The organism is Desulfosporosinus sp. Sb-LF (genome assembly GCF_004766055.1).
GTDB lineage: Bacteria > Bacillota > Desulfitobacteriia > Desulfitobacteriales > Desulfitobacteriaceae > Desulfosporosinus.
The window spans coordinates 319,142-341,249 of sequence record NZ_SPQR01000001.1 but is presented as its reverse complement, the minus strand read 5'-3'; the positions used below and the strand labels follow the sequence as shown (position 1 = coordinate 341,249).

Genomic DNA, 22,108 nt, shown 5'->3' with positions numbered 1-22,108 from the left:
TGTTTTTGAGGATCATCGTAGTTTCCCATTCTGATCCAACTCCCTTTGAACTTTAATCAGCTCACTGAGAATGCTCACGGCTATTTCTTCAGGAGTTTCTGCCCCAATTTTTAGACCGATTGGAGAATACAGTTTTTGCAACGATTCACTCGAGACTCCTTCCTCCTCCAATTCAGCGATCAATGCTTTAACCCTTTTGCGACTACCGATCATGCCAATATATGAAGCTGGTTGATTAATCACTTTCTGCAGACATACTTTGTCATAGCGATGCCCCCTAGTTATAATCACAACAAATGTCTGCGGATTAATATTTATCCCATCTAATGCTCGTTCAAAATTATTGCATATAATCGTATCAGCAGTGCTAAATCGAGCAGAATTAGCAAAAGATGGCCGATCATCGACTACAGTAACCTCATATCCAACGATTTTGGCCATGGTTGCAAGGGGAAGCGCAATATGTCCTGCACCTAAAATCAGCAATTGTACGACAGACGTTGGGGGCTCAATTAGTAACCGGAAAGGCGCTTTTGTCACTGAGGTTTCACATGGCTCAAACTCGGAATCCAAACTAATTAATAACGGTTGGCATCTTCTCCCCCCTGTTTTAGCACTCTCTAGTGCAACTCTATTTAATTTTTCTAAACTATAATCACCTACGACGTCTCCGTTATTCTTGATGAATAGCTTTTTTCCTATCAATTGTTCCTCAACCGATTCAATCACTGTTATAAGTATGGGGTTTTTGTAGTTCTCTAAAGATGACAGATAATCTTTGTTGAGATTGGTCTGTTCCACGGGGCTTTGAGAACCCAAATATTCAATGAATAATCCCATGATACCCCCGCAAACCATTCCCTCCTCCTGGGCAATGTCCGCGGTCATATTTAAATAATGTATCTTTGGGGTGTATGCTGCTATTACATTAAAGGCCTCCCGCCTGGCCTCGGCCTCACCACATCCACCTCCGATGGTTCCAACCGTCGTCCCATCAGCGAAAACTAACATTTTAGCTCCAGGCTTGCGAGGTGTTGACCCAAGCACACTGGTTACAGTAATCAGGGCTGCCTCCAAGTTTTGATCAAATGCTTTTTTGAGCCCAAGTTGTATTTCTTTTTCCACTAGCCTTGCCCCCCTAGATCAGCCTTCCATAGGTCATGTAAAGGCATCTTAATTATTTCTTCTATTCTTGTCTGGATTCTTTCAGCATTACTAAATCGACGCCTAATCTTTTTCGTCACCTCTTGATCGTTCTTGTGCTGCTCCAAGGGACCTGCGAATCTGTCCTGGAGTGAAATTATCTGGTCTTCAATAACAAGCTTATCAGCCAAATAGACGATTTCTTTTTCTGTTAAGGATTGGTCAGGGTTCAGGCAAATGTCCGTATGTTCGGCGACAATTTCTGCCACCTCTGGATAATTGATGAGCATTTTGGCTCCAACTTGGGCATGGTGGGGTTCACCTTTGGCCAAGTCATGTAACAGCGCAGCCGCCCTGATTAGTTCAATGTTCATTTGACAACCTGACCTGATCAAATAGCTTCCCATTGCACTACTTAAGTGGGCAACCTGCTTGCAGTGATTAAACACCCTTACAGGAGTGTTAGCATTTTTTATTATAACATAACACTCTTCTTCTGAGGGTACCTGGATATGTCCACAGTATTTCAGCATCTGATGGTAGTCCTCCGGTGTGTCCATGTCAAGCAAAATACCTGGGTCATCAACCTCAACATCTATGGCATCATGTTCATACTGTTCTAATAAGGCCCTCATTCCCCCCGGTTTGTTCCATGTTATTACATTGTTCACATAGCGGCAAGAAATTAAGGGGGGATGTCCCCTCATTCCCTGATGGGACGGATATATAATACCAAATTCCGTTGTAAAGAACGTGTTCTGAAGCTTTTTCAAGGTATCACGGTTCACTATCGGATTATCGACGGGTAAAAGAAAAAATCCTTTTACCATTGGTGATAAGCTTTTAACCCCAGATGTAACTGATGAGAACATTCCTTCGGAAAAATTGGGGTTGACGATAGTCTGAACTTCTAATCTATCTAAGACAGGATACAATTCATTCGCCCGATGCCCAACGACCACCCGGATATCCCTAATTCCGCTCTTCTGAAAACTGTGTACAGCTTTTTCTAATACTGTGCCACCGCCCAGCGATAAAAGCGGTTTAAAACGTTTCATTCGAAAAGAGTATCCTGCGGCAACTATAATTGCTGCTAAGGAAGCCTCACCCGGTTTGTTCTCTGGTTCAGCCAACAATTTAAACACTCCCTCTCTTATCTTGAATCTGCCGTTTAGCTGTACTTCTTCTAGATATCACTACAGGGCTTGATACAAGGTAAAAGGACGCCCTCAAGCTACCGTTTTTTCTAGCATCCCTTACTACAGGGATTTGATCTAATGCCTGTTGAACATTTCTTTTCGCTTCCCAGGTAAGAGGTCCCCTTAACTGAACATCAAGTTGTAACTGGTTTTCTTTTTCTATACCCTCTGTTAGGGTTACCTCAAAATCGAGAACATTGTTAAGCGCAAACAGAACCTCATCGAAGTCCGCCATGGTTAGGTAATCGGTCTGGGTCAGATAAACTCTGTCTCTCGACTTTATCAATTCCAGCCGCTTCAATACCGTATTGCACGCACAAAGGCCTGGAATAAACCTCGACATGTCACCGGTGCGATACCGAATTAAAGGCATAGCTGCTCTGGTCAAAGTAGTAACTACTACCTCTCCTGGTTGCCCATCCACAACGGGCATTCCTGAACTGGGATCGACGATTTCAATATAGAGGTCTGCTTCCCTGAGGTGGTAACCACAGAAACCCTCACATTCTAGTCCGCCGCCTAGCCCCATCTCAGTCATGCCATAGTGATTAAACACCTTACAACTCCATGCCCTTTCGATTTCTTGCACAATAGCAAGGGGTACATAATCGGTACTCAGTAAAACACTTCTTAAGTTCAGAAGGGGAGAAGAGCCCTTGGAATCTTTAAACCTTGCTAGGCTCAATACTTGTGTGGGTATCCCGACTAAAACATTAATATTGTCCCGTTTGATTTGCTTTAGGGTTGCCTCTGGGTTCGTAACCAGACCGTGGGCAACCCCTATTACACCCGCCCTTTCTAAGCCTAAGCGCAGTAAATCCCCGACACTGCCCGGTGTTTCCCCGGGTAACATTATCAAGACCCTGTCTTCAGGCCTCACCAAAGTTAACATTCCATGATGAAAGAAATCGATGGTCAATTCTTGATCAGCCTGAGTAAAGAACAGGCGTTTAGGTTTTCCCGTAGTGCCGGAACTCTGTAACGTCACGATCCTGTTGATGTCATTTTGGGAAACACACAAGAAATCGAGAGGATTATCTTTCAACTCTTCGGACGTGGTAAAGGGCAGTTTTAACACATCTTGAAAACTTGATATCTTACAATCTAATCCTGAGTACAGACGTGTATAGAAACGGCTTTTACTGATTGCCCAGTCAAGGGTTTCCTGCAATTTTGCCAACTGATAGTCCTCGATTTGCTTTCTGGTTAAGCGTCCTGAACTATCTCCGGTAATTTTGTGTTTGATCCAGGGCTCAAGCGATGTGGATTTTATATTCAAGCCCTATCTCCCCCTCCGATATATTGAGTGTCCAAACTTATCTGTAAGGTTATAAGCGCAAAAAGGAATTAACTTACCTTCCGGGCTTACCACATGTATACAACAATTCTTCAACCTGTCTATATCTAGATTCCACACATCTTGAAAGGCCATGCCGCTGATGGAAAAGGCATAGGTCTTTAGCTGTTGAATTAGATTGTCCCAGGAATTGGTGCTAGGAGACTGAATCGTTGATTTTTCTGTTCCTGACCACTGCCGCGCCACAAAAGTTCGTGTTTTTCTAGCCAACTCATCCGCTCGCTCTGGTCCGGTACAGCACGAGCTGTTTACAATAGGCTTTAAACTCCCATCCAGTTGTCTTGTAAAGTTGCCGCTAAAGGAGCATCGGCCATTGTGGGGTTTCAGGTTCGTTGCTTTAATGAGCCCATCTGTCTGTTCCTCGATCGCTTGAATGACTTCCGGGAGTGTGATCCGGTCTTGATCCATGGGTTCTTTAGGTATTCTTCCGAAATAACTTACGGGTTGGAAGTGCACACCTCTGACGACGGGATGATTTTTCAAGGCAAACTTAATGATTCCTCCGATATTATGAGTGTTTATGCCTGGTATCAAGGTAGGTACTAACACAACACCAATCTCGTGTTGTGCACAGCACTCTATAGCTTTGGCTTTAACATCAAAAAGCCTACGCCCCCTTATTGACTGATAAATCTGGTCCTCAGTACCGTCAAATTGTAAAAACACGGAGCTGAGACCAGCCTTTTTCAATCGGCTCAAAAAGATAGGATCTTCTGCCAGTCGCAATCCATTCGTGTTAAGTTGGATAAAGTTAAAGCCCTGTGCTCTTCCCATTTCTACTATTTCCGGCAGATCGTCTCTGAGGGTTGGCTCGCCGCCAGACAACTGGATATTGACAGGGCCACTGGCAGCAAGTACGTTTTTGTACCACTTTTCTATCCTCTCCAATGAAGGTTCGTCAAGCTCCGTTCCTGCATTGGCAAAACAAAATTTGCAGTTTAAATTACAACGCTGTGTAACCTCTATCAAAGCCGTACAAGTCGTCTGGTAATGGTTTTCGCACAAGCCGCAATCAAAGGGACAGCCTTTCTCAACGGGTGTAAAACACTCCTTGGGTGGGGTTGGAATCATAGGCCTGACCCATTCATCCCATTGAGGGCTACCACGCCACAGCAGTGTTCGATAGGCTCCATGTTCAGGGCAACGTTTCACAAGATAAACCTTTTCTCCTTTAACCACTCTTTGAGCCGAAATCCTCTTCAAACATTCTGGACACAAGCTCTCTGTTGTGGAAATCAAGCGTTCGTCCATTACTTCCATGTGCTATTCCTCTCTAACTACAGCTTGCTTCTTTCTTTGCGATCAGTTGAAAGTATCCCATCTTGGCTTCCTTAATCGCAGCCTGGGCAAGGATAGGATCAACAGATCCTGAACATGAAGAAGACTTAAGCCAAAACTTTGTCATAGAGCCATGAGTCATGATTAGGTTAACCGTTAGTTGTGTTAATAGGTTTGTATGATCACTCCAATTAACGATGTTAAATCCCTGTTTGAGAAGTTTGTTGATTAATTGCTCCTTTGGCAACGCTCTTCTGATACATGAATTGAGATTGAGTTCCTGAAGACCTTTGATACCGTCAGGATTTCGAGCATACACATCATTAGCGACCAACAACCCACCAGGTTTGAGAACCCTGAAAATTTCTATCAGAACCTGATCCAGGTCCTCCATTACAGACAAGGCACACTCCGCTAATACCCCATCCATGTGGTTAGCCGGAAAGGGTAGGTCTTCGCCTAGCCCTCGGATCAGATTTAAGCCTGGATTCTTCTTTTTCCCACTCTCTAACAGCACCTCTGAAGGGTCTAAACCTGTGGCTCGGAGCTGATAAAGAGAAACCAAACGCTCTACCGTTGCACCGCTGCCGCAGCCCACATCTAAGACCCTTGCGCCTGGAAGAAAATCACAGCTTTCAACTCCCAAGTCGGTTAAGGAAAACCCACCCGGTCTTAACGTATCACCTGTAGTAAGGCGCAGAACGTCACTTTCATATAATTTAAAAACATTGTTTTTCACAATTTTTATTCCTCATCATTGGACTCAGGGTCTTCTGAATAGGCTGCTAAAATCTCTTGCACCTTACTAAAGGTCGTTGCAACAATATTGCCACATTGCACAGGATACTCGTTGCCCTCATCAAGTGAGTGGTCTAGTATCCCATCGCAATCGATACTGCCATGGGTGTTTTCAAACCATTCCATCAAGTCATTGATCATAAGGTTTATTTTGGCGTGACCGAATTCGAGGAGATTTCCTTTCCCAACGTTCAAACCAATTAAACATGCCCCCCCGGTAAGTGCACCACAGGTTTTTCCCGACCGTCCTATTCCTCCACACAAACCATGCATTGCTTTGATTAAATCGGAGTTTTCCTTTCCTTGTTCGTCCAAACCCAGAATTAACATAATTTGGCTACAACAAAATCCCTGTGTGGCCAATTGAAACATACGAAAGGCATCGACCGCCATCTTACTCCCTCCTACTTATCCTCTAAACTTTGTTCAACTTCGAACATCTTACCTAAAGCCAGTTCCTCCGTAATCAATACCAAGCCACAGTTAAGACATTTTAATTCTTCCACCACAAAATCATTACCCAAGTAGGATGCCTTTACCGAACCACGCTGGAGCTCTCCACCGCATTTACCACAATTCCAAAGGGTTTTCTGCGTCTGTTTTGGTGTGTTATTCATGACTGTCCTCCACAATTTCCATGCGGTGGCTATACACATTTAGGACCACAAAGCCTTTTTCCTGTGGTTGATATTCAACCCAATAGGTCACCTTGACAGGGCGATAATAAGCTAAACTGTGACCATTGTCCGGATTTATGAACTTTCTTCCTGTTCGCTCCGCAAGTTCTATTACCTGTTGAATATCTTCTATAAGAAAACGTCGATCTTCCATTACTTCCAGAACGCTTTCATTTAACAAGAGGTTAATGATTCGATACGCTCCTTCCTTTTCTTGTGGAGCTTCTTTCCACAGCGAATGTAAAAACTTTCTTTTTAGTTTTGCCCGGTTCTCATGCCGATTGGAAAATCCTACACTTGGCCTGATGGCAGCTTTTTCAAGGTCAGTTCCAAAAATTAAATCTAATAAATGAAACGTGCGTTTACCCTTAGACGCAAAATTATCTCTGCACATGGCACAGTAGGCTACATAGTCTGTTGTGCTTTCACTTATTCGATCTTCCACGATCTTTTTCGCCAATCCCGGATTGGCAAAAGACGTCAGCCCTCCAAAGCCACAACACTTGGTTCGTTCTTTGCTGTAGGGCAATTCTTCAACTTCGTAACCCAGCCTAGTTAAGATGTCTCGGACGGCATCCTGTATGACTGGTTCATGTCTCGTAGTACAAGCATCCTGGACAGCTACTTTGCCTCTACTCACGCTGGCACCTTGCACAGGTAAATCCGAATCAGCCATCAACTCCCACAGAGAGACTACTCCTGGAAACTTTTCTCGGAACATACTGTGACAGGTGGAACAAGCTACGATCAGCTCCGGTTTGCCTAAGGTTTCCCACTCCGCAACCAAAACCTTCAAACTGTTTTGGAACAGGTCTTGATTACCAGCCCAATCGGCCGGAGCACCGCAGCAACGTAACATTAGGGCTACTCCTCCAGAAAGCTTTTCAGTTAAATATGCGTACACTTTTTCAACCTGTTCCGGTGAAGAGCCACTTAATTGGCATCCGGGAAAGAAAACATACTTACTAGAATTATGGCCAGGTTGTTGTCTGGTTAAGGAAAATTCTTCACTGTTGTTAAATGCCATATCCCTCAGGGCAAAATCGTGGGCTGAAGGGGGCATTTTTCCTTTGCTCACCATGCTCTCCCGGGTTGCTTTGCAGGTCTCCCCAAGGTCTAGTCCTTGAGGACAAACTACAGCACACTGCCCACACAAACTGCAAGAATTGATCATTTTATTCCCGTGGCGCATGCCCATGACGATCGTATCATTATTGTAAATTTGTCTTAAATACTTTTTGGGATAACTACCGTATTCTTGCATATATTTACAGGCCTTCACACATTCGAGACATTGACAATTCAGGCACCTACCTGCTTCCTGAACGGCTTCTTCGGGTGTATAACCCCCAGTTTCGTTACTCATTGCCACCACTGGCAGAGGGGGAATCCCATTCGTATTGACGAATAGTTTAGTCTCAATAGGCCCCTCGCCTTTACGAGAGGCAGTTAAGGAAACGCCCTGCAAATATCTATCAATGGAAACGGCAGCCTTACGGCCATCGGCAACAGACTTAATGGGGGAATCATTCCCCAAAAGTGCCCCGCTAAATATTCCTGGAATCTGTGTAGCACACGTGACTGGGTCGACCCACAACTGTTCACCCAAGAGCTCCCTGACTTCTTTAGATTGCTCAGCAAGGCCAAGATACACTACATTAAAGTCTTCTTGAAGCTTGGCTAAACCCTGCCCAGTTATTGCAGTCTTTAACTCTATTTGAACGTTAAGCCGGTTCAAGACGGACAGTTCCTCGACAATAACCTCTGGAGGCAATTGATGTTCCGGAAAATTCCACAGGTTTCCACCAAGGCGATCTGCTTTCTCAAACAGACTAACCTTATATCCTTTTTTAGCCAAGTCATAGGCTACAGTTAGGCCTCTTAGTCCAGACCCGACGACTGCAACTGTCTGGCTTTTTGGGGGAACTATCCCTGCTTTGGCTATTTTTCCAGCTTGGTTTTGCACGCAAAATCTCTCCAGGGCTGAAATAGCGATAGTCGTTCCAACCTCTTTGCGTTTACAGACATCCTCACAGGGATGATCACAAACCCGACCAATAATTCCGGGAAAGGGCTGTTTTTTTTGCAGTGTTGCTAAGGCACTTTTCAAGTCCTGATTTTGAATATCCAGCATCAATTTCCGAGCATCTACGTGGATTGGACAACCTGCTGTACAAGCAGGGGGATTCTCTTGGGTACACTTATCTTCTTGTCTTTTTAATTCGTCCTGTTCCATAAGCAACACCCACTTCCTTAAGTTATTGCGTGCGGGTATAGAATACTTGGCTAGCGCCAAGCCCTTTCGTAGGCGGTCGCCTTAGTAGCACTGATATGCGCTGGCCATGACTCGAACAGGACGTTCGAGGTTAGAGCGCCGCCAAGACTCAAACAAAGATGTTTAAGATTAGAGCATCGCCGGGATGGCTAGATGCCATGATGGCAAGGCGCTTGAGCTGGCGAGAACGGGCCCACCAGGAAGTTATACATTCTACCCTGGTATAAACGGGAACCTAAAATTGGATAAACCAATTTTAGGTTCCGATTTTTAGTTTTGTGGGCCAAAAACGAACTAATTATTTTTTAGCATCAAGTGCAGCAAGTACTTTTTCAGGACGAGCAGGTAAATGAGTAATCCGTGCTCCGCAGGCATTGTAAATAGCATTAATAATAGAAGCATGAGGGGATGTCAGCGGCAATTCTCCCGAGCCTGCAGCACCGAAAGGACCATGAGGTCTTAAGGTTTCTACATAGAGAAGTTCAATATTGTCCGGGGCATCTTTGATAAAGGGTAGTCCGCAGCCGATCAAATCTGTATGTTTCTTCAGGTCCTCGAAATCCTCACTCAGGGCTAGACCAAGACCTTGAATCAACCCACCATAGAGTTGTCCGTCTACTACCAGTTTATTAATAATTTTACCCACATCGGCTACCATCGTCATTTTTACAACTTCAGTCTTACCTGTCGTGATGTCGACTTCAACTTGAGACAGGAAGGCTCCATACATATAAACAGCAAAGGGATTCCCTTGTCCAGTCTCTACATCGCAATCTTTAGCAGGAGCGGTCCAAACACCTTCAAAATATACTGGTAACTTTTCAGCAATCATTTCTTCATAGGTTCGGAAGGATCCATCCGCTTTCGTGATCCCTTTCAACAGCATTTCGCAAGCAACCCGAGTAGCATTACCGCACAAAACATTAGAACGACTTCCGCCGGCAGGTCCGCTGTTGGGGGTTAATGCCATGTCACACATAACAAGTTTAATATCTTCCGGTTTAATTCCCAACGGACGCAAAGCCTCATGAGCGATCGTTAATGTTCCCATATCCGCGCCTTGACCATGATCTTCCCATGAAGAATAAATTGTAACGCCCGTTGCAGTTAGCTCAGCATTGACTGCAGAACTGTCCGCTCCGTCTAGACCTGATCCATAGACACCGATGGACATTCCAATTCCGCGTTTCTTGTCAGCAGCTGATGCTGGCTGTTTTGCCCATTCTTGTGCTTTTGTGTAAGCAGGTTTAAGTTTATCCATGATCTCCACCATGCAGTAAACATCTGGTTCACAACCGGTAGGTGTAGTGTCACCAGGTCTGTAGACGTTTTTATAACGCAGTTCAAATGGATCTATGCCCAGTTTTTCTGCTAGTTCATCCATCAAAACCTCAGACGAGAAGGTACTTTGAGGAGATCCATAACCCCGGAAAGCTGAACCCCAAGCATGGTTCGTACATACGGTTCGTCCATTACCGCGAATATTAGGGATGTTATAACCACAGCCTATAAACTGAGTGCCCCGCATGGTGAGCAAGTCACCAAATTCGGAATATGGACCATGGTCTACTGTCCAATCAGATTCCATAGCCGTTAATTTACCTTCTTTAGTGGCCCCTAGTTTAAGGTCAATAAAGAAAGGCGAACGTTTTCCGGTATAAGTCGTTTGTTGGAAATAGTCAAACTCTAGGTATACAGGTTTACCTGTAGCAACTGCGGCAACCCCTAATAAGGCTTCAATTGTTGGGCTGAACTTATAACCAAAGGTTCCGCCGGTTGGGTTCTGTACCAGAATCAGTTTTTCTGATTCAATTCCGATTCCTGCAGCAATCATAGCCTGGTGGAGATGAATTGCAATACTTTTAGAATGGATGATCAATTTGCCATCTTCATCGTAGAAGGCAAATCCGACATCTGGCTCAATGGGTAGGTGAGGCTGACGTCCGACATAAAAACTATCTTCAACTACTACATCTGCTGCCTTCATTAAAGGCGCAGTATCTTCGCCTTTTACCACCTTGGTTTCAAAATAAACGTTCGGTGTTCCAGGATGAATTTCAATAGCGTCATCTGCCATAGCGGCAGGAGCGCTCATATATTCAGGAAGTAATTCGAGCTCCACCTTTACTTTTTCAACGGCAGCCTGAGCATGTGCAGCAGTATCGGCTGCAACAATGGCTATGGCATCACCAAATTGGAACACTTTTTTCTCGCATAGGATCGGACGGTCCCATCCATCCCCTTTGTTCGTTGGAAAAGTGATTAAACCAGTAATTTGATTTTTGCCGACAACATCTTTATAAGTAATAACTTTATATACGCCAGGCATTTTTTCAGCCTCAGATGTGTCGATAGAAAGAATATTGGCATGAGAAACCTTGGCCTGAACCAGTTTAAGTTGCAGAGTTCCGCAAGGCATTTTGAGTCCGGCATCAGCACCAAAGTCCCAGGTACCGGTAACCTTAGCCATAGCGGACGGACGAATGTATTCAGTTCCAATGATTTTGCCATCAGCAGGTAATTTTACGAATAACTCTTCAACAGTAACCTCACCCCGAATTAACCGAGCAGCTTCCATGACAGAGTCAACTAAAGGCTTATACCCAGTGCATCTGCACGCATTTCTGTGTTTTTGGAACCAATCCCGGACATCTTCTCTAGTTGGATTGACATTTTCCTCTAAAAGTTGTTTAGCTGAAACAATGAATCCAGGACTACAGAAACCACATTGAGCAGCTCCATGGATCATCCAAGCTAGCTGCAAGGGATGTAAGTGTTCCTTGGTGCCCACTCCTTCAATAGTGGTGATTTGTGCATCATCAGCAACCCGTTTCATTTTGGTAACGCAGGAGCGGATGACTTTTCCATTCACAATAACAGAACATGCACCACATTGAGCTTTTCCACATCCTATTTTAGTTCCGGTCATATGCAGTTGTCCCCTCAACACATTGGCTAGGGTAACTTCTCCATCGACAAGTAACGTTTGGGGGACACCGTTAATGACTACATTTTTTTTAAGCAATTTTTTTCGCTCCTTTTTGATTCAATTCATTCTCTACAAGGTTACTGCATGCGTTCTTCCGGTTATCTTGAGTTACAAATTCTCATACCACTTCTACTTATGTTGAGCAAAGTATCGATCGTCAGTAAAGCAATTTCCCCACCCATCCATCTGATGAACAACTGACAAATCTGTTCCTCCCATTCTTTTTTGTGTTTAATTTGGTCTAGATTGTTTTGATTTGATTGGCTTTGCTTTACTTGGCTCGATCAATAAAATATGCAAAATTCGTGCCAACAATTCGGATAATTCCAATACTTACTGTTCTGCTTAATTTTGAAACTCAAACCACATTCTTTTGTTGTAATAATTTGTAAAGTATTTTATTGCTCAATTTAAATCTTAACATCGGGAATGTTACTCATACTTGACCTTGTGTGAAGAATACGATACCATTCAAGTGGGATAGATTGTTTTCCCCTCAGTCTGCCCATGAACCTCTGACAGTTTCAATCCCACGCCAGGGTGTGTTTAATAATAAACACGCCTTCCATGATGTATTGGAGGCTATCGCTATGGAAAAAATTAAAGTGCAAGATTCTGTTGGTGCCATTCTAATTCATGACATGACGCAAATTATCCCCGGTGTCATTAAAGGCCCCCGGTTTCGCAAGGGGCATGTCGTCCGGGAAGAGGATATTCCTGTTCTCCTGAGCATGGGAAAAGAACATATTTACGTCTGGGATCAAACGCCCGGGCTTATTCATGAAAATGAAGCGGCAGAGCGCCTCGCCCAAGCAGTCTCCGGTTCAGGGCTAACCCTTGACGAGCCCAAAGAAGGAAAGGTCACACTTACCGCTGCCCAAGACGGTCTTCTTTATGTCTCAGAAGACGGCATTTTGGCCTTGAATACTTTAGAATATATCGTCCTCGCTACGCTTCACAATCATCGCCCTGTGAAAAAAGGGGATAAAGTCGCTGGGACCCGTGTCGTTCCTCTGATGATCGATGAAAAAGTGGTTATCGAAGCGGAACGAATTGTCCAAACGTTTTCAAATCCTATTCTAGAGGTGCGGCCTCTAAAGCAGTTGAAGGTTGGGATCGTCACAACGGGAAGTGAAGTCTATCATGGACGGATCCAAGATAAGTTCGGCCCAGTACTACGCTCAAAAATTGAAGGTTGGGGATCCGTTGTCCTAGATCAAACGTTTGCTAGCGATGATGTGCCTCTGATTCAAAGCAGCATTCAAGACCAACTAAGTCAGGGGGCAAACATGATCTTAGTCAGCGGAGGCATGTCCGTCGATCCTGACGATGTCACCCCCACAGCCATTAAAGAAATGGGAGCAGAGCTCATCACTTACGGCGCACCGATTTTACCAGGAGCCATGTTTCTACTGGCCTACATCGGAGATGTCCCAATCATGGGGTTACCCGGGTGCGTGATGTATTCTAAAACAACAGCATTTGATTTATTCGCTCCACGCCTGCTTACAGGAGAGCGACTTTCGCGCCTTGACATTGTCAAACTAGGACACGGTGGACTTTGTCTTGACTGCCCGGTCTGCACTTACCCGCATTGTTCTTTCGGCAAATAAACACATCGCCCTCAAATAATTCTCAAAAAAAACACCTACCCGATAATGGGTAGGTGCTTTTTACATTAATTTTATGATTGCCGATTTCCTTAAGATTATTGAAAGATGTGCTCAAACATGCAAATAAAAAACTGACTCCTTAAACGTAAAATACCCCAGTCTCACGGACATCATACCCGCCCAGCGCGAGCACATCCTCCTGGAAAGCCTTGCTTTTAATAACGGAAATCATTGCTTTCATTCGTGGCTCCTCAAGAAATTCCCGTGGAATCGCCAGATCATACCGCTCTTCCCCAATCAGCACAAAATCAAGCCCTAGGGCTTCAGCGGCACTCTGAATGCCCAGCCCAACATCGGCTGATCCAGAGGCGACTGCGACTGCTACCGCTAAGTGCGTAAATTCTTCCCTCTCATAACCTAAAATTTGCTCGTTGGTAAGACCTTGCTTTTGGAGTAGATAATCAAAAAGTACGCGCGTTCCGGAGCCACCTTGACGATTGACGAATCGTATTCCCGGCTTGGCTAAATCCTCAAGGGTCTTAAGGTTGAGTGGGTTTCCTTTTGGTACAATAAGAACTTGCGTTCGATAGACTAAGTTCATCAAAGCAATCTCTCGTCCTGGCAAAAATCGTTTCAAATAGGAGTGATTGTATTCTCCAGTTTCAGGATCAAGCAGATGAATCCCTGCAAAGTGGGCTTCCCCTTTGCGCAGGGCTAGAATTCCAGCTAGACTCCCGACATGTGCAGAGGCAATCCCCCCCCCATGCCCATCTCTTGCCTTCATATGGCTGCTCAAGACGTCCAAGGTCAAATCGTGGGAACCAATACATACAAGAGTTTCTTCAAGTTCTGAAACAGGTCGCAATAGCTCAACTGGTACTGTTTCTCCCTCGTGAAAGCCTTCCTGGAAGCGAGGAACCCGAAGCATTCCATCCGCTCTCACTAAGCTCATCGTCACACCCGCGCCTCGATTTAAAGGAGCCGCTACCCATCGTTCTCCAACTTTCCCCACTTTGACCCGAACGAACTCTTCACTGCCCAACGAGGAAAAGACCTTCTTGCTGATGACAGCATCCAAAGTATTCGGTGAGACCTTACTTAACCCTTGCAATCGATAGACCCAAGGCTCTAAGAACAAATGAGCGGTCAGATAGGTAGACACGGGATAGCCTGGAATGCCAAATGTGGGCTTTCCTTGAACATCTCCTAAGGCTACTGGTTTGCCTGGTTTAATAGCGACTCCATGCAAATAAAGTGTCCCGTGCTTTTCTATCATGAGGGAAGTGTAATCATCCCGTCCTTGAGATGATCCAGCGATAATTACCAACATATCTTGGGATTCTGCCATCTTGAGAATAGCGTCTTCTAACTGTTCTGGTTTATCGGGAGTTATGGGCCATATCGTTGCGGTTCCGCCCCATTCCTCCACTAAGGAAGCAAGAACTGTGGAGTTACTATCGACAATGTCTCCTACCTGAAGGGATGCTCCCGGTGATCGAATTTCGTCTCCTGTCGGTAAGATCCCCACCCGTGGTTTACAGCGAACTTCGACTTCTAATACTCCTGCAGCGAGTAACGCCCCTTGGTCTTGAGGACGAATGCGGTGATGGATCGGAAGAAGCACTTCCCCTTCCACGATGTCCTCTCCTACGGGTCGGACATGATTCCAGGGTACAACGGGAGCCTGGAGTAGGATTCCTCGCTCACCCAATTCTAGGACTTCTTCTAGCATCACAACGGCATCCATTCCCTCGGGGACTGGATCTCCCGTATCGACTTGAATCGCTTGGACTCCGAGTTCTAACCAACGGGGCTCTCGCTCTGAAATTCCGTGAGTATCCTTAGCCCGAATAGCATATCCGTCCATTGCAGACGCAGCGAAATGAGGCGAACTTCGTTTGGCACGAACGATCGTCCCTGTGATTCTATGAAGCGATGAGCGAACATCGACCAACTCATTTTTGGGAACACAGCGCCCAGCAAGCTTTTCCGTCATTAGAGCCAATCCTTCTTGCCAAGCCTTATTTTCAAGATATATTTGGCGTTCCACTTTCTTTTGCCTCCCCATTCCTACAGTTCTGTGTATATAACGTTAACGCAATAGCCGGAAAAAGACGTCTTTCCCTGCTTCAATGCCCTCAGTATCGATGTTAATGTGCACTAAGGCGTCAGCCAGCACCATGGTTCGAATCAAGCCGGATTTTCCTCGGATTGGTTCAACTTGCCAATCGTCTCCATAAGGAACCAGCCGTACACGCACAAATTCCTCCCGGCCGCTCCCGGAATATAAATTTTGAGTTAGTTTTCCCTTAGGCAAAGGATCCACTTGTGAGTGTAACACAGAAACGTCTAGCCAAGGTCGGACAATTGTGTCGAAAACGATCATCGCAGAGGCAGGGTGTCCCGGTAGTCCGAAGATGAGTTTACCATCCACGACTCCGCCGATCGTAGGCTTACCCGGTCTGAGTGCTAAACCGTGAAAAAGTAATCCTGGATCTCCAAGTTCACCAATAAGTTGAGCTGACAAATCGCGTGACCCCACTGAACTCCCGCCGGAAAGTAAAACGATATCGTTCTCTTCGAGCATCGTTGTTAGCACTGAACGAAGTTCTTCCAGATCGTCTTTCACAATCCCATAATGACGAGCCTTGGCACCACAGGCCAGCGCCTGGCCTAGCAAAGTGTAACCATTAATATCCCTTGACTGGCCCGGAAGTGGCTCTTGTTCCGGAGGAACAATTTCATCCCCTGTGGAAAGAATTCCGACTCTAAAGCGGGGCAACACCGGGACATCTATTAGCCCCTGGGAAGCCAACAAACCCATTTCTTGGGCTCTAATTCGCGTAAACTTGTGAAGAATGACTTCCCCTTCGGTCACGTCTTCCCCGATCTCGATGAGATTTTCCCCTGGCGCAACGGCCTTCGTTACTCCATAGAGTTCCTCTCCAAAGTGTTCGAGGTGTTCGACCATCACGACAGCATCAGCGCCCTCGGGAAGCATCCCGCCCGTAGGCATCAGCATTCCTGTACCTTTCACTAACGGTGCCGTTGGAGCCTCACCCATCCGTACTTCCCCATGACACTGAACCAACGCTGGCATACTTTCACTAGCCCCAAACGTGTCTGTAGCCCGAACAGCCATCCCATCCATGGTAGATTTGCGAAAGTGCGGTAAAGCACCGGTCGCTGAGATATCCTGGGTCACATAACGTCCCAACGAATCAGCCAAGGGAATCGTTTCAACGCGTTGATAAAATGAGAGAACATAGGGTTTTAAGGAATCGATGGCCTCCGTCAACGTTTTGACCTTGAATAATTCGCTACTGCTTCCCATGTTCCATAACACCTTTCGTGATCTTTTTGTATTAGTATTAAGTTAGAGTTCCTATGTTCTTGTATGAATGCAACGGTTTAGAATTAATCGTAATATATACCCTAATTTACCCTTAATTATCTCAGCAGATCTCAAATCGTTCAAACTCCATAGTTAGCAGATCCACTTGCAACCAAGCATGTCGCAAAGACGGGGGTCGTCCGACAAGTAATTTTACACCCTCAGCCACACTGAGGCTCGCCAAGACGGCAGGAGTAAACGCAGGATTTCCCCATGTGTTTTCAACCCCCCGTTCCCCTCTCCCAAAAATGCTCAAAACGCTAAAATCCCCCGGCAGACTTACGCCTAGTTGACCAAACCAGCCTGCGATACTTGCAAAGACTAACGGTAGATTCATTTGATGACAGACTCGTTCCAACACCACACGTATGTTCATCGAGTCAAGAGCGTCAAACACTAAGTCGACTTCCCGAAGCAATTCCGGACCCTTTTCTTCATCAAACCATCCTCTTACAGCATCGACCGTTACCTCTGAGTTTACACTCCTGAGTCTTTCCTGTGCCGCTTCCACTTTCCATTGCCCCATATTCAGTTCTGTCGCCAGAATCTGTCGGTTGAGATTGCTAACTTCCAGACGGTCACCGTCAATAAGTACTAGCTTTCCAACCCCGATCCGCGCGAGTTCTTCGGCTATATACCCTCCAAGCCCTCCACATCCAACAATCGCCACACGTGTTGTAGCGAGCTTGAGTTGATCCAGCTCTGACAAGGTTTTTCTATTCCGTAAATAACGACCTTCTAAGTTCATTTAACCCCCTCCCACTGGTGGAAAGAGTGCAAGAGTATCTCCATCTTTTAAGACGTGCTGTTCATTAACATTCCGCCCATTAACAAGACAAATAGCAACTTCCTCTGTCTTTATGCCCAGCGTTTGGAGGATGTTCAGAACGCGACTTTCGTCCGGAAGATCCCATTCTTCCACCTTAAAACGACCATCTCGAAACGTCGCGAATAATTTAACGGTCACATGCACTCAGATTCCTCCTTTCTCTCTTGCCATGAGACTTCGAAGGGGGACCCCAAAAGGTCCCCCATTAACAATTTTATCCTTATTTTTCTAGGTTTGCAATAGATATGGCCCTAAATCCCTAGGTTTTTGAGACATTCAGGCGTTGGAACACCCGCATCATCCCAACCACGTTCAGTATAATACTGAGGTAGCAGTTCTGGCAATCTGTGTACACTTCCTTTTGAAGGCCCTGTAGGAATTGCAACTTTTAATAAACGTTCAGGAAGTGTGTCATCCGCTGTGGTCATACCGATCCGTAAGTTTTGTAAGCGTTCAACGTTCCAAATACGATCGCCACAAGCCAGAAGCTCGGCATCAGTATAATTGAAGCCGGTCACTGCATTGACAATAGCAGTGTAGTCCGAAAGACCCAAGGCAAACGACGTGAACAAGCACATCCCCACTGAGTCAATAACAGCCGTGAGATCTTGGAAGATCTTGACCCAGGTTGCTTTTCCTTCAAGTGAGTCCTTGTCAAGTTTTTCGGGAAGTCCTAAAATTTCCGGAGAAACCATGTACCCACGAACGTGACAACCGCCACGGTTATTGGTAGCATATTGAAGGCCGTGACCTTGGATGCCCCGAGGATCATACGCTGGAATCTCTAGCTTTTTCACCGTCATGGACAGCTCAGGATGACCATAGCTTTCAGCAAAGCGATAGGAACCCATGGCCATCTTAGCGCCAATTCCTTCTCCGTAGGCTATTTTACGTACCCATTCTACCATACCTTTGGCATTACCGAACTCAAGTGGTGTCCCATCAAGTTCTTCTGGCTTAATATATCCGCGTTGAGCTAGTTCCATACCTGCTGCAATGGTACAGCCAACTGAGATCGAATCCATCCCTAATTTGTTGCATAGATCATTAGCTGCATGAATCGCGTCATAATCATGGATGCCACAGTCGGAACCAAAACACCATACTGCTTCATACTCAGGGCCAGCGCCTTCGCCGCCTTCCCATTTATTATGGCGCCCACAAGCGATTGGACAGCGATAGCAAGCATCTTTTTTGATCAAGTGATTTGCGGTCATGGTTTCCCCACTGATAGTATCTGCATCCGGATCATAGGATTCTTGAAAGTTATTGACTGGGTAGATTCCGCTCTCATTAATAATATTTACAAGCACGGCTGTACCATACATTCCAAGTCCTTGACCTGTTACGCCATTTTCTTTAAGTTTGCCCAAAGCCGCACTTAGGACTTTCTTCATCTCATCAGGATTATTATTTTCGACCTTTCCAGTTCCGCGAACGATAATAGCCTTAAGGTTCTTGGACCCCATAACAGCACCAACGCCACTGCGCCCTGCCGCCCGATAGAGATCGTTCATAATAGCTGCCATCAAAGAAAGCTTTTCACCCGCGGGCCCAATAGTCAAAACTTTCGCTTTGTCATCCCCAAATTCCTGCTTTAAGGCGTCAGTTGTAGCGTAAACATCCTTACCCCAAACATGGGTAGCGTCTTTAATCTCCACCTTGTCATCGTTAATGGAAATATATACTGGATGCTCTGCCTTGCCTTCCAATATAACCATATCATATCCTGCAAACTTAAGCTGTGCTCCCCAATATCCTCCTGAATTCGAAGAAGCGATAACTCCATTTAACGGAGATTTTGTAACAACCATAAATCGTCCCGAGGTTGGAGCGTTCGTTCCAGTGAGTGCTCCTGTAGCAATATACATTGTGTTTTCTGGAGAAAGCGCATCAACATCTGCGGCTACCTCATCATAAAACATTTTCCCCGCAAGTCCGCGCCCACTTAAATATTTCTTCGCAAGTTCCATATTTAAAGGTTCTGAACTAGTTTTTCCGTCCGTAAGATTAATCCGCAAAATTTTTCCAGTATACCCACCCATTAATATTCCTCCTATTTTCTACTTCTTATTTCGTCACACATTTTCTTTAGAGACTTAACTTACCATACTTATCCGTAAACAGTAGTTTGCTTAATTATATAGCAATTATCGTGCCAATTATTTAAATCACTAGAAAAGATTGAATTATCTAATTTATCTAAAAACAACAAGTTAGAACAAATTAAAACAAACTAAAACTCACACCAACATTAGTTATGAAGGAATTATTACAGGACATTTCAACTATCTGGGATTACATCTGTTCCATGTTTGAACATTTTGTCTTTTTATTCTGTTCCAATATCGAACACTGAACGGGCTGGTTATTACTAACCAGTTGTTTCAATGAAATATGTATGTTATTGTTAATAAAAGACAAGCAGTCTCTATACCTAGAGAGGAAGGGGCAAGAGATGTATGGGTAATCATTGGGAACGTTTTATCAAAGGAGAGAGCGTTGAAGCGGAGGTAACTCCTTCTATTTATCGTTCTTGGCAAAGAAGCTTAGAGTATCAAGTAGACCATACTCTAGTGTCTAGGCAGGACATACTCTCCACTCCGCATCTCTGCGAGCGCAGAGATGCTCAAGAATCTCTAATTCGAGCGGGAGAACATGTTTTGCCTTATATATTCAGCCTACTTGGGAGCACCGACTATACTGTTTTGTTGAGTGACAAAGAGGGCTACATCATGGAAGCCATGGGGGACGCCCCCTTCATGAATAAAGCTCAGAAGGTAAATTTGAGTCCAGGCGCGAGTTGGAGTGAAGAAATTCGAGGAACGAATGCCATCGGGACGGCTCTCCGCGATAATGCCCCCACTTCTGTGTTTGGTTGGGAGCATTACTTGCGTGACAATCACTTTTTGGCCTGCTGGGCTGCTCCAATACAAAATAGTCAAGGTGCCCCGATCGGTGTTTTAGATATCAGTGGAGAAGCAGAACGAGATCGTCATAGAATCCTAACAATTGCAAGGATGGGCGCAAGTATGATCGAGAAAAATTTGCGGCTTATTGAGTTGGAAAATCAACTGAGATTTTACCGAGAGGGATTCAAATTGGCATCCTCACTTTTACAACAAGGATTTCTCGCTATTGATAAAGACGGCATCATTACGGACATTAACCCTCTCGGCGCAGCACTGCTGGGTCGCAGATCGGAAGACATCATCGGTCAACTCGTAGGCAACATCTTTAGCTCCCCAAAAGGGTGGATGTTAAGTGGTCACTCTCTGGATCTCGAGATTAAAGAACGCTCTGGAAAAGAGATGTCCTCCCACTTAAACCGCGTAGTCAATGAAACTGGCCAATCACTCGGAACTATAGGAACAATTCAACTTGCAAGCAATCCCCCCCCCACTGACACATTGTGGATCGGACATAGCCTTTCTACTCAGCGGATACTGGAACGAGCCTCAAAAGTTGCTAACACTCACTCTTCCGTACTCATCCACGGGGAAAGTGGGACTGGAAAAGAAATCATTGCCCAAACTATTCATCAACTTAGTCCCCGGCGTGAAGGTCCTTTTGTCGCTTTGAACTGTGCCTCATTACCACCTTCACTTATTGAGAGTGAGTTGTTCGGCTATGTTGACGGTGCCTTTACTGGAGCACGCCGTGGTGGAAAACCTGGAAAGTTCGAATTAGCCAATAAAGGGACAATTTTCCTTGATGAAATTGGAGATATGCCTTTAAATGTTCAAGTCGCCCTCCTCAGAGTACTTCAAGAAAAAGAGGTCTCTCGAATCGGCGATACAAAAGCTGTGAAAATCGACGTACGAATCATTGCTGCAACACACAAAAACCTCTCCGACCTTGTTACTGCGGAGCGTTTCCGCTTAGATTTATTCTACCGTCTGAAAGTCATCACCTTAGAACTCCCCCCCCTACGCGAACGGCCCGAAGACATTGGAGATTTAGTTCCCCACTTCATCCGCAGAATTTGTGAATCTTTGGGCAGGCCAATATTAGGAGTTGATGCAGAAGTTTACGCTCACTTCCTAGCCCACCCGTGGCCTGGCAATGTCCGAGAACTAGAGAACTGTATCGAGAGTATGGTGGCCATGGCAGATGGCACCGTTTTGACTACAGCAGACTTACCTGATGAACTTCATCAGACCACCGCCAAACCCGAACCCTTACTGAACCAGCAGACCAAACAAACAATCCTCTATGCGCTCAATCAGACCAAAGGAAAAATCGCACCTGCTGCAAAACTACTGGGTATTGGCCGAAATACGCTCTACAGAAAGATAAAAGATTTAGATATCAAACTCTAACTTGTAAAAAAGAGCCCTTAGGCTCTTTTTTTACGTTTACAACGAAGCTTATTGTTTTCAAAATAACGACAGCGAATCAATTGGATAGTACTTCTTCACATAAAAATACTCCCCTGTTCAGTAACGAGATTAATTATTTAACCTGTCTACCTAAAGGAGAGCAAATCATTATTTCGGGTCCAGGGATTATTTCACTTATTATTAAGCCTCATCATAACTTATCCCGTCGACAAC

The 22,108-nt window shown here is 45.1% G+C and carries 16 protein-coding genes; 2 read left to right on the top strand and 14 right to left on the bottom strand.

Annotated elements, in window-relative coordinates; all coding sequences use genetic code 11:
- Window positions 1–12: 12 nt before the first annotated feature.
- From E4K68_RS01705 to E4K68_RS01665, 9 genes are all read right to left on the bottom strand, one after another.
- On the bottom strand, window positions 13–1,125 hold the full coding sequence (locus E4K68_RS01705) for an XdhC/CoxI family protein (RefSeq protein ID WP_135377005.1): 1,113 nt from the start codon (window positions 1,123–1,125) through the stop codon (window positions 13–15).
- Complete coding sequence (locus E4K68_RS01700; RefSeq protein ID WP_135377004.1) at window positions 1,125–2,279, bottom strand: DVU_1551 family NTP transferase; 1,155 nt, start codon at window positions 2,277–2,279, stop codon at window positions 1,125–1,127. The genes E4K68_RS01705 and E4K68_RS01700 overlap by 1 nt, the downstream gene beginning before the upstream one ends.
- 1 nt (window position 2,280) lies before the next feature.
- Window positions 2,281–3,621, bottom strand: a complete 1,341-nt coding sequence (locus E4K68_RS01695) for a DVU_1553 family AMP-dependent CoA ligase (protein ID WP_135377003.1) — start codon at window positions 3,619–3,621, stop codon at window positions 2,281–2,283.
- A gap of 3 nt (window positions 3,622–3,624) precedes the next feature.
- Window positions 3,625–4,959, bottom strand: a complete 1,335-nt coding sequence (trsS, locus tag E4K68_RS01690) for a radical SAM (seleno)protein TrsS (RefSeq protein ID WP_199241660.1) — start codon at window positions 4,957–4,959, stop codon at window positions 3,625–3,627.
- 13 nt (window positions 4,960–4,972) lie between these two features.
- Window positions 4,973–5,716 carry a DVU_1556 family methyltransferase gene (trsM, locus tag E4K68_RS01685; protein ID WP_135377002.1) on the bottom strand — a complete coding sequence of 248 codons (744 nt, stop codon included), beginning with the start codon at window positions 5,714–5,716 and terminating at the stop codon, window positions 4,973–4,975.
- 5 nt (window positions 5,717–5,721) lie between these two features.
- Window positions 5,722–6,168, bottom strand: coding sequence for a DVU_1555 family C-GCAxxG-C-C protein (locus E4K68_RS01680; protein ID WP_135377001.1), 447 nt, complete (start codon window positions 6,166–6,168; stop codon window positions 5,722–5,724).
- A gap of 11 nt (window positions 6,169–6,179) precedes the next feature.
- Window positions 6,180–6,392: a DVU_1557 family redox protein gene (locus E4K68_RS01675; protein WP_135377000.1), complete on the bottom strand. Its 213-nt coding sequence runs from the start codon at window positions 6,390–6,392 to the stop codon at window positions 6,180–6,182.
- A complete protein-coding gene (locus tag E4K68_RS01670) occupies window positions 6,385–8,727 on the bottom strand; it encodes a pyridine nucleotide-disulfide oxidoreductase/dicluster-binding protein (protein WP_282432958.1) in 2,343 nt (780 codons plus the stop codon). The genes E4K68_RS01675 and E4K68_RS01670 overlap by 8 nt, the downstream gene beginning before the upstream one ends.
- A 298-nt stretch (window positions 8,728–9,025) precedes the next feature.
- Complete coding sequence (locus E4K68_RS01665) at window positions 9,026–11,752, bottom strand: molybdopterin-dependent aldehyde oxidoreductase (protein WP_135376999.1); 2,727 nt, start codon at window positions 11,750–11,752, stop codon at window positions 9,026–9,028.
- A 554-nt stretch (window positions 11,753–12,306) separates the two neighbouring features.
- Between E4K68_RS01665 and E4K68_RS01660 the strand changes: the two genes are divergently transcribed.
- Window positions 12,307–13,329 (top strand): molybdopterin-binding protein, encoded by a 1,023-nt coding sequence (locus E4K68_RS01660; protein WP_135376998.1) that lies wholly within the window; start codon window positions 12,307–12,309, stop codon window positions 13,327–13,329.
- A 139-nt stretch (window positions 13,330–13,468) separates the two neighbouring features.
- Here the strand turns inward: E4K68_RS01660 and E4K68_RS01655 are convergent, their stop codons facing one another.
- The 5 genes from E4K68_RS01655 to E4K68_RS01635 all read right to left on the bottom strand — a co-directional run bounded on the left by E4K68_RS01655 (window position 13,469) and on the right by E4K68_RS01635 (window position 19,597).
- Window positions 13,469–15,379 (bottom strand): molybdopterin biosynthesis protein, encoded by a 1,911-nt coding sequence (locus E4K68_RS01655; RefSeq protein ID WP_135376997.1) that lies wholly within the window; start codon window positions 15,377–15,379, stop codon window positions 13,469–13,471.
- 42 nt (window positions 15,380–15,421) lie between these two features.
- Complete coding sequence (glp, locus tag E4K68_RS01650; protein WP_135376996.1) at window positions 15,422–16,663, bottom strand: gephyrin-like molybdotransferase Glp; 1,242 nt, start codon at window positions 16,661–16,663, stop codon at window positions 15,422–15,424.
- A gap of 121 nt (window positions 16,664–16,784) precedes the next feature.
- The gene (locus E4K68_RS01645; protein WP_135376995.1) at window positions 16,785–17,471 is read right to left on the bottom strand and encodes a HesA/MoeB/ThiF family protein; all 687 of its coding nucleotides are present in this window, start codon (window positions 17,469–17,471) and stop codon (window positions 16,785–16,787) included.
- On the bottom strand, window positions 17,472–17,696 hold the full coding sequence (locus E4K68_RS01640) for a MoaD/ThiS family protein (RefSeq protein ID WP_135376994.1): 225 nt from the start codon (window positions 17,694–17,696) through the stop codon (window positions 17,472–17,474). It abuts the gene before it with no gap.
- Window positions 17,697–17,803: 107 nt separating this feature from the next.
- Complete coding sequence (locus E4K68_RS01635; RefSeq protein ID WP_135376993.1) at window positions 17,804–19,597, bottom strand: aldehyde ferredoxin oxidoreductase family protein; 1,794 nt, start codon at window positions 19,595–19,597, stop codon at window positions 17,804–17,806.
- 417 nt (window positions 19,598–20,014) lie between these two features.
- On the opposite strand from E4K68_RS01635, the gene E4K68_RS01630 reads away from it, so the two are divergent.
- Complete coding sequence (locus E4K68_RS01630; protein WP_135376992.1) at window positions 20,015–21,874, top strand: sigma-54-dependent Fis family transcriptional regulator; 1,860 nt, start codon at window positions 20,015–20,017, stop codon at window positions 21,872–21,874.
- Window positions 21,875–22,108 lie beyond the last annotated feature (234 nt).

Bases quoted from the DNA above. Each gene is read 5' to 3' on its own strand.
- trsS (WP_199241660.1), bottom strand. From the start codon at position 4,959: ATGGAAGTAATGGACGAACGCTTGATTTCCACAACAGAGAGCTTGTGT.
- E4K68_RS01680 (WP_135377001.1), bottom strand. From the start codon at position 6,168: ATGGCGGTCGATGCCTTTCGTATGTTTCAATTGGCCACACAGGGATTT.
- E4K68_RS01675 (WP_135377000.1), bottom strand. From the start codon at position 6,392: ATGAATAACACACCAAAACAGACGCAGAAAACCCTTTGGAATTGTGGT.
- E4K68_RS01660 (WP_135376998.1), top strand. From the start codon at position 12,307: ATGGAAAAAATTAAAGTGCAAGATTCTGTTGGTGCCATTCTAATTCAT.
- glp (WP_135376996.1), bottom strand. From the start codon at position 16,663: ATGGGAAGCAGTAGCGAATTATTCAAGGTCAAAACGTTGACGGAGGCC.
- E4K68_RS01645 (WP_135376995.1), bottom strand. From the start codon at position 17,471: ATGAACTTAGAAGGTCGTTATTTACGGAATAGAAAAACCTTGTCAGAG.
- E4K68_RS01635 (WP_135376993.1), bottom strand. From the start codon at position 19,597: ATGGGTGGGTATACTGGAAAAATTTTGCGGATTAATCTTACGGACGGA.
- E4K68_RS01630 (WP_135376992.1), top strand. From the start codon at position 20,015: ATGGGTAATCATTGGGAACGTTTTATCAAAGGAGAGAGCGTTGAAGCG.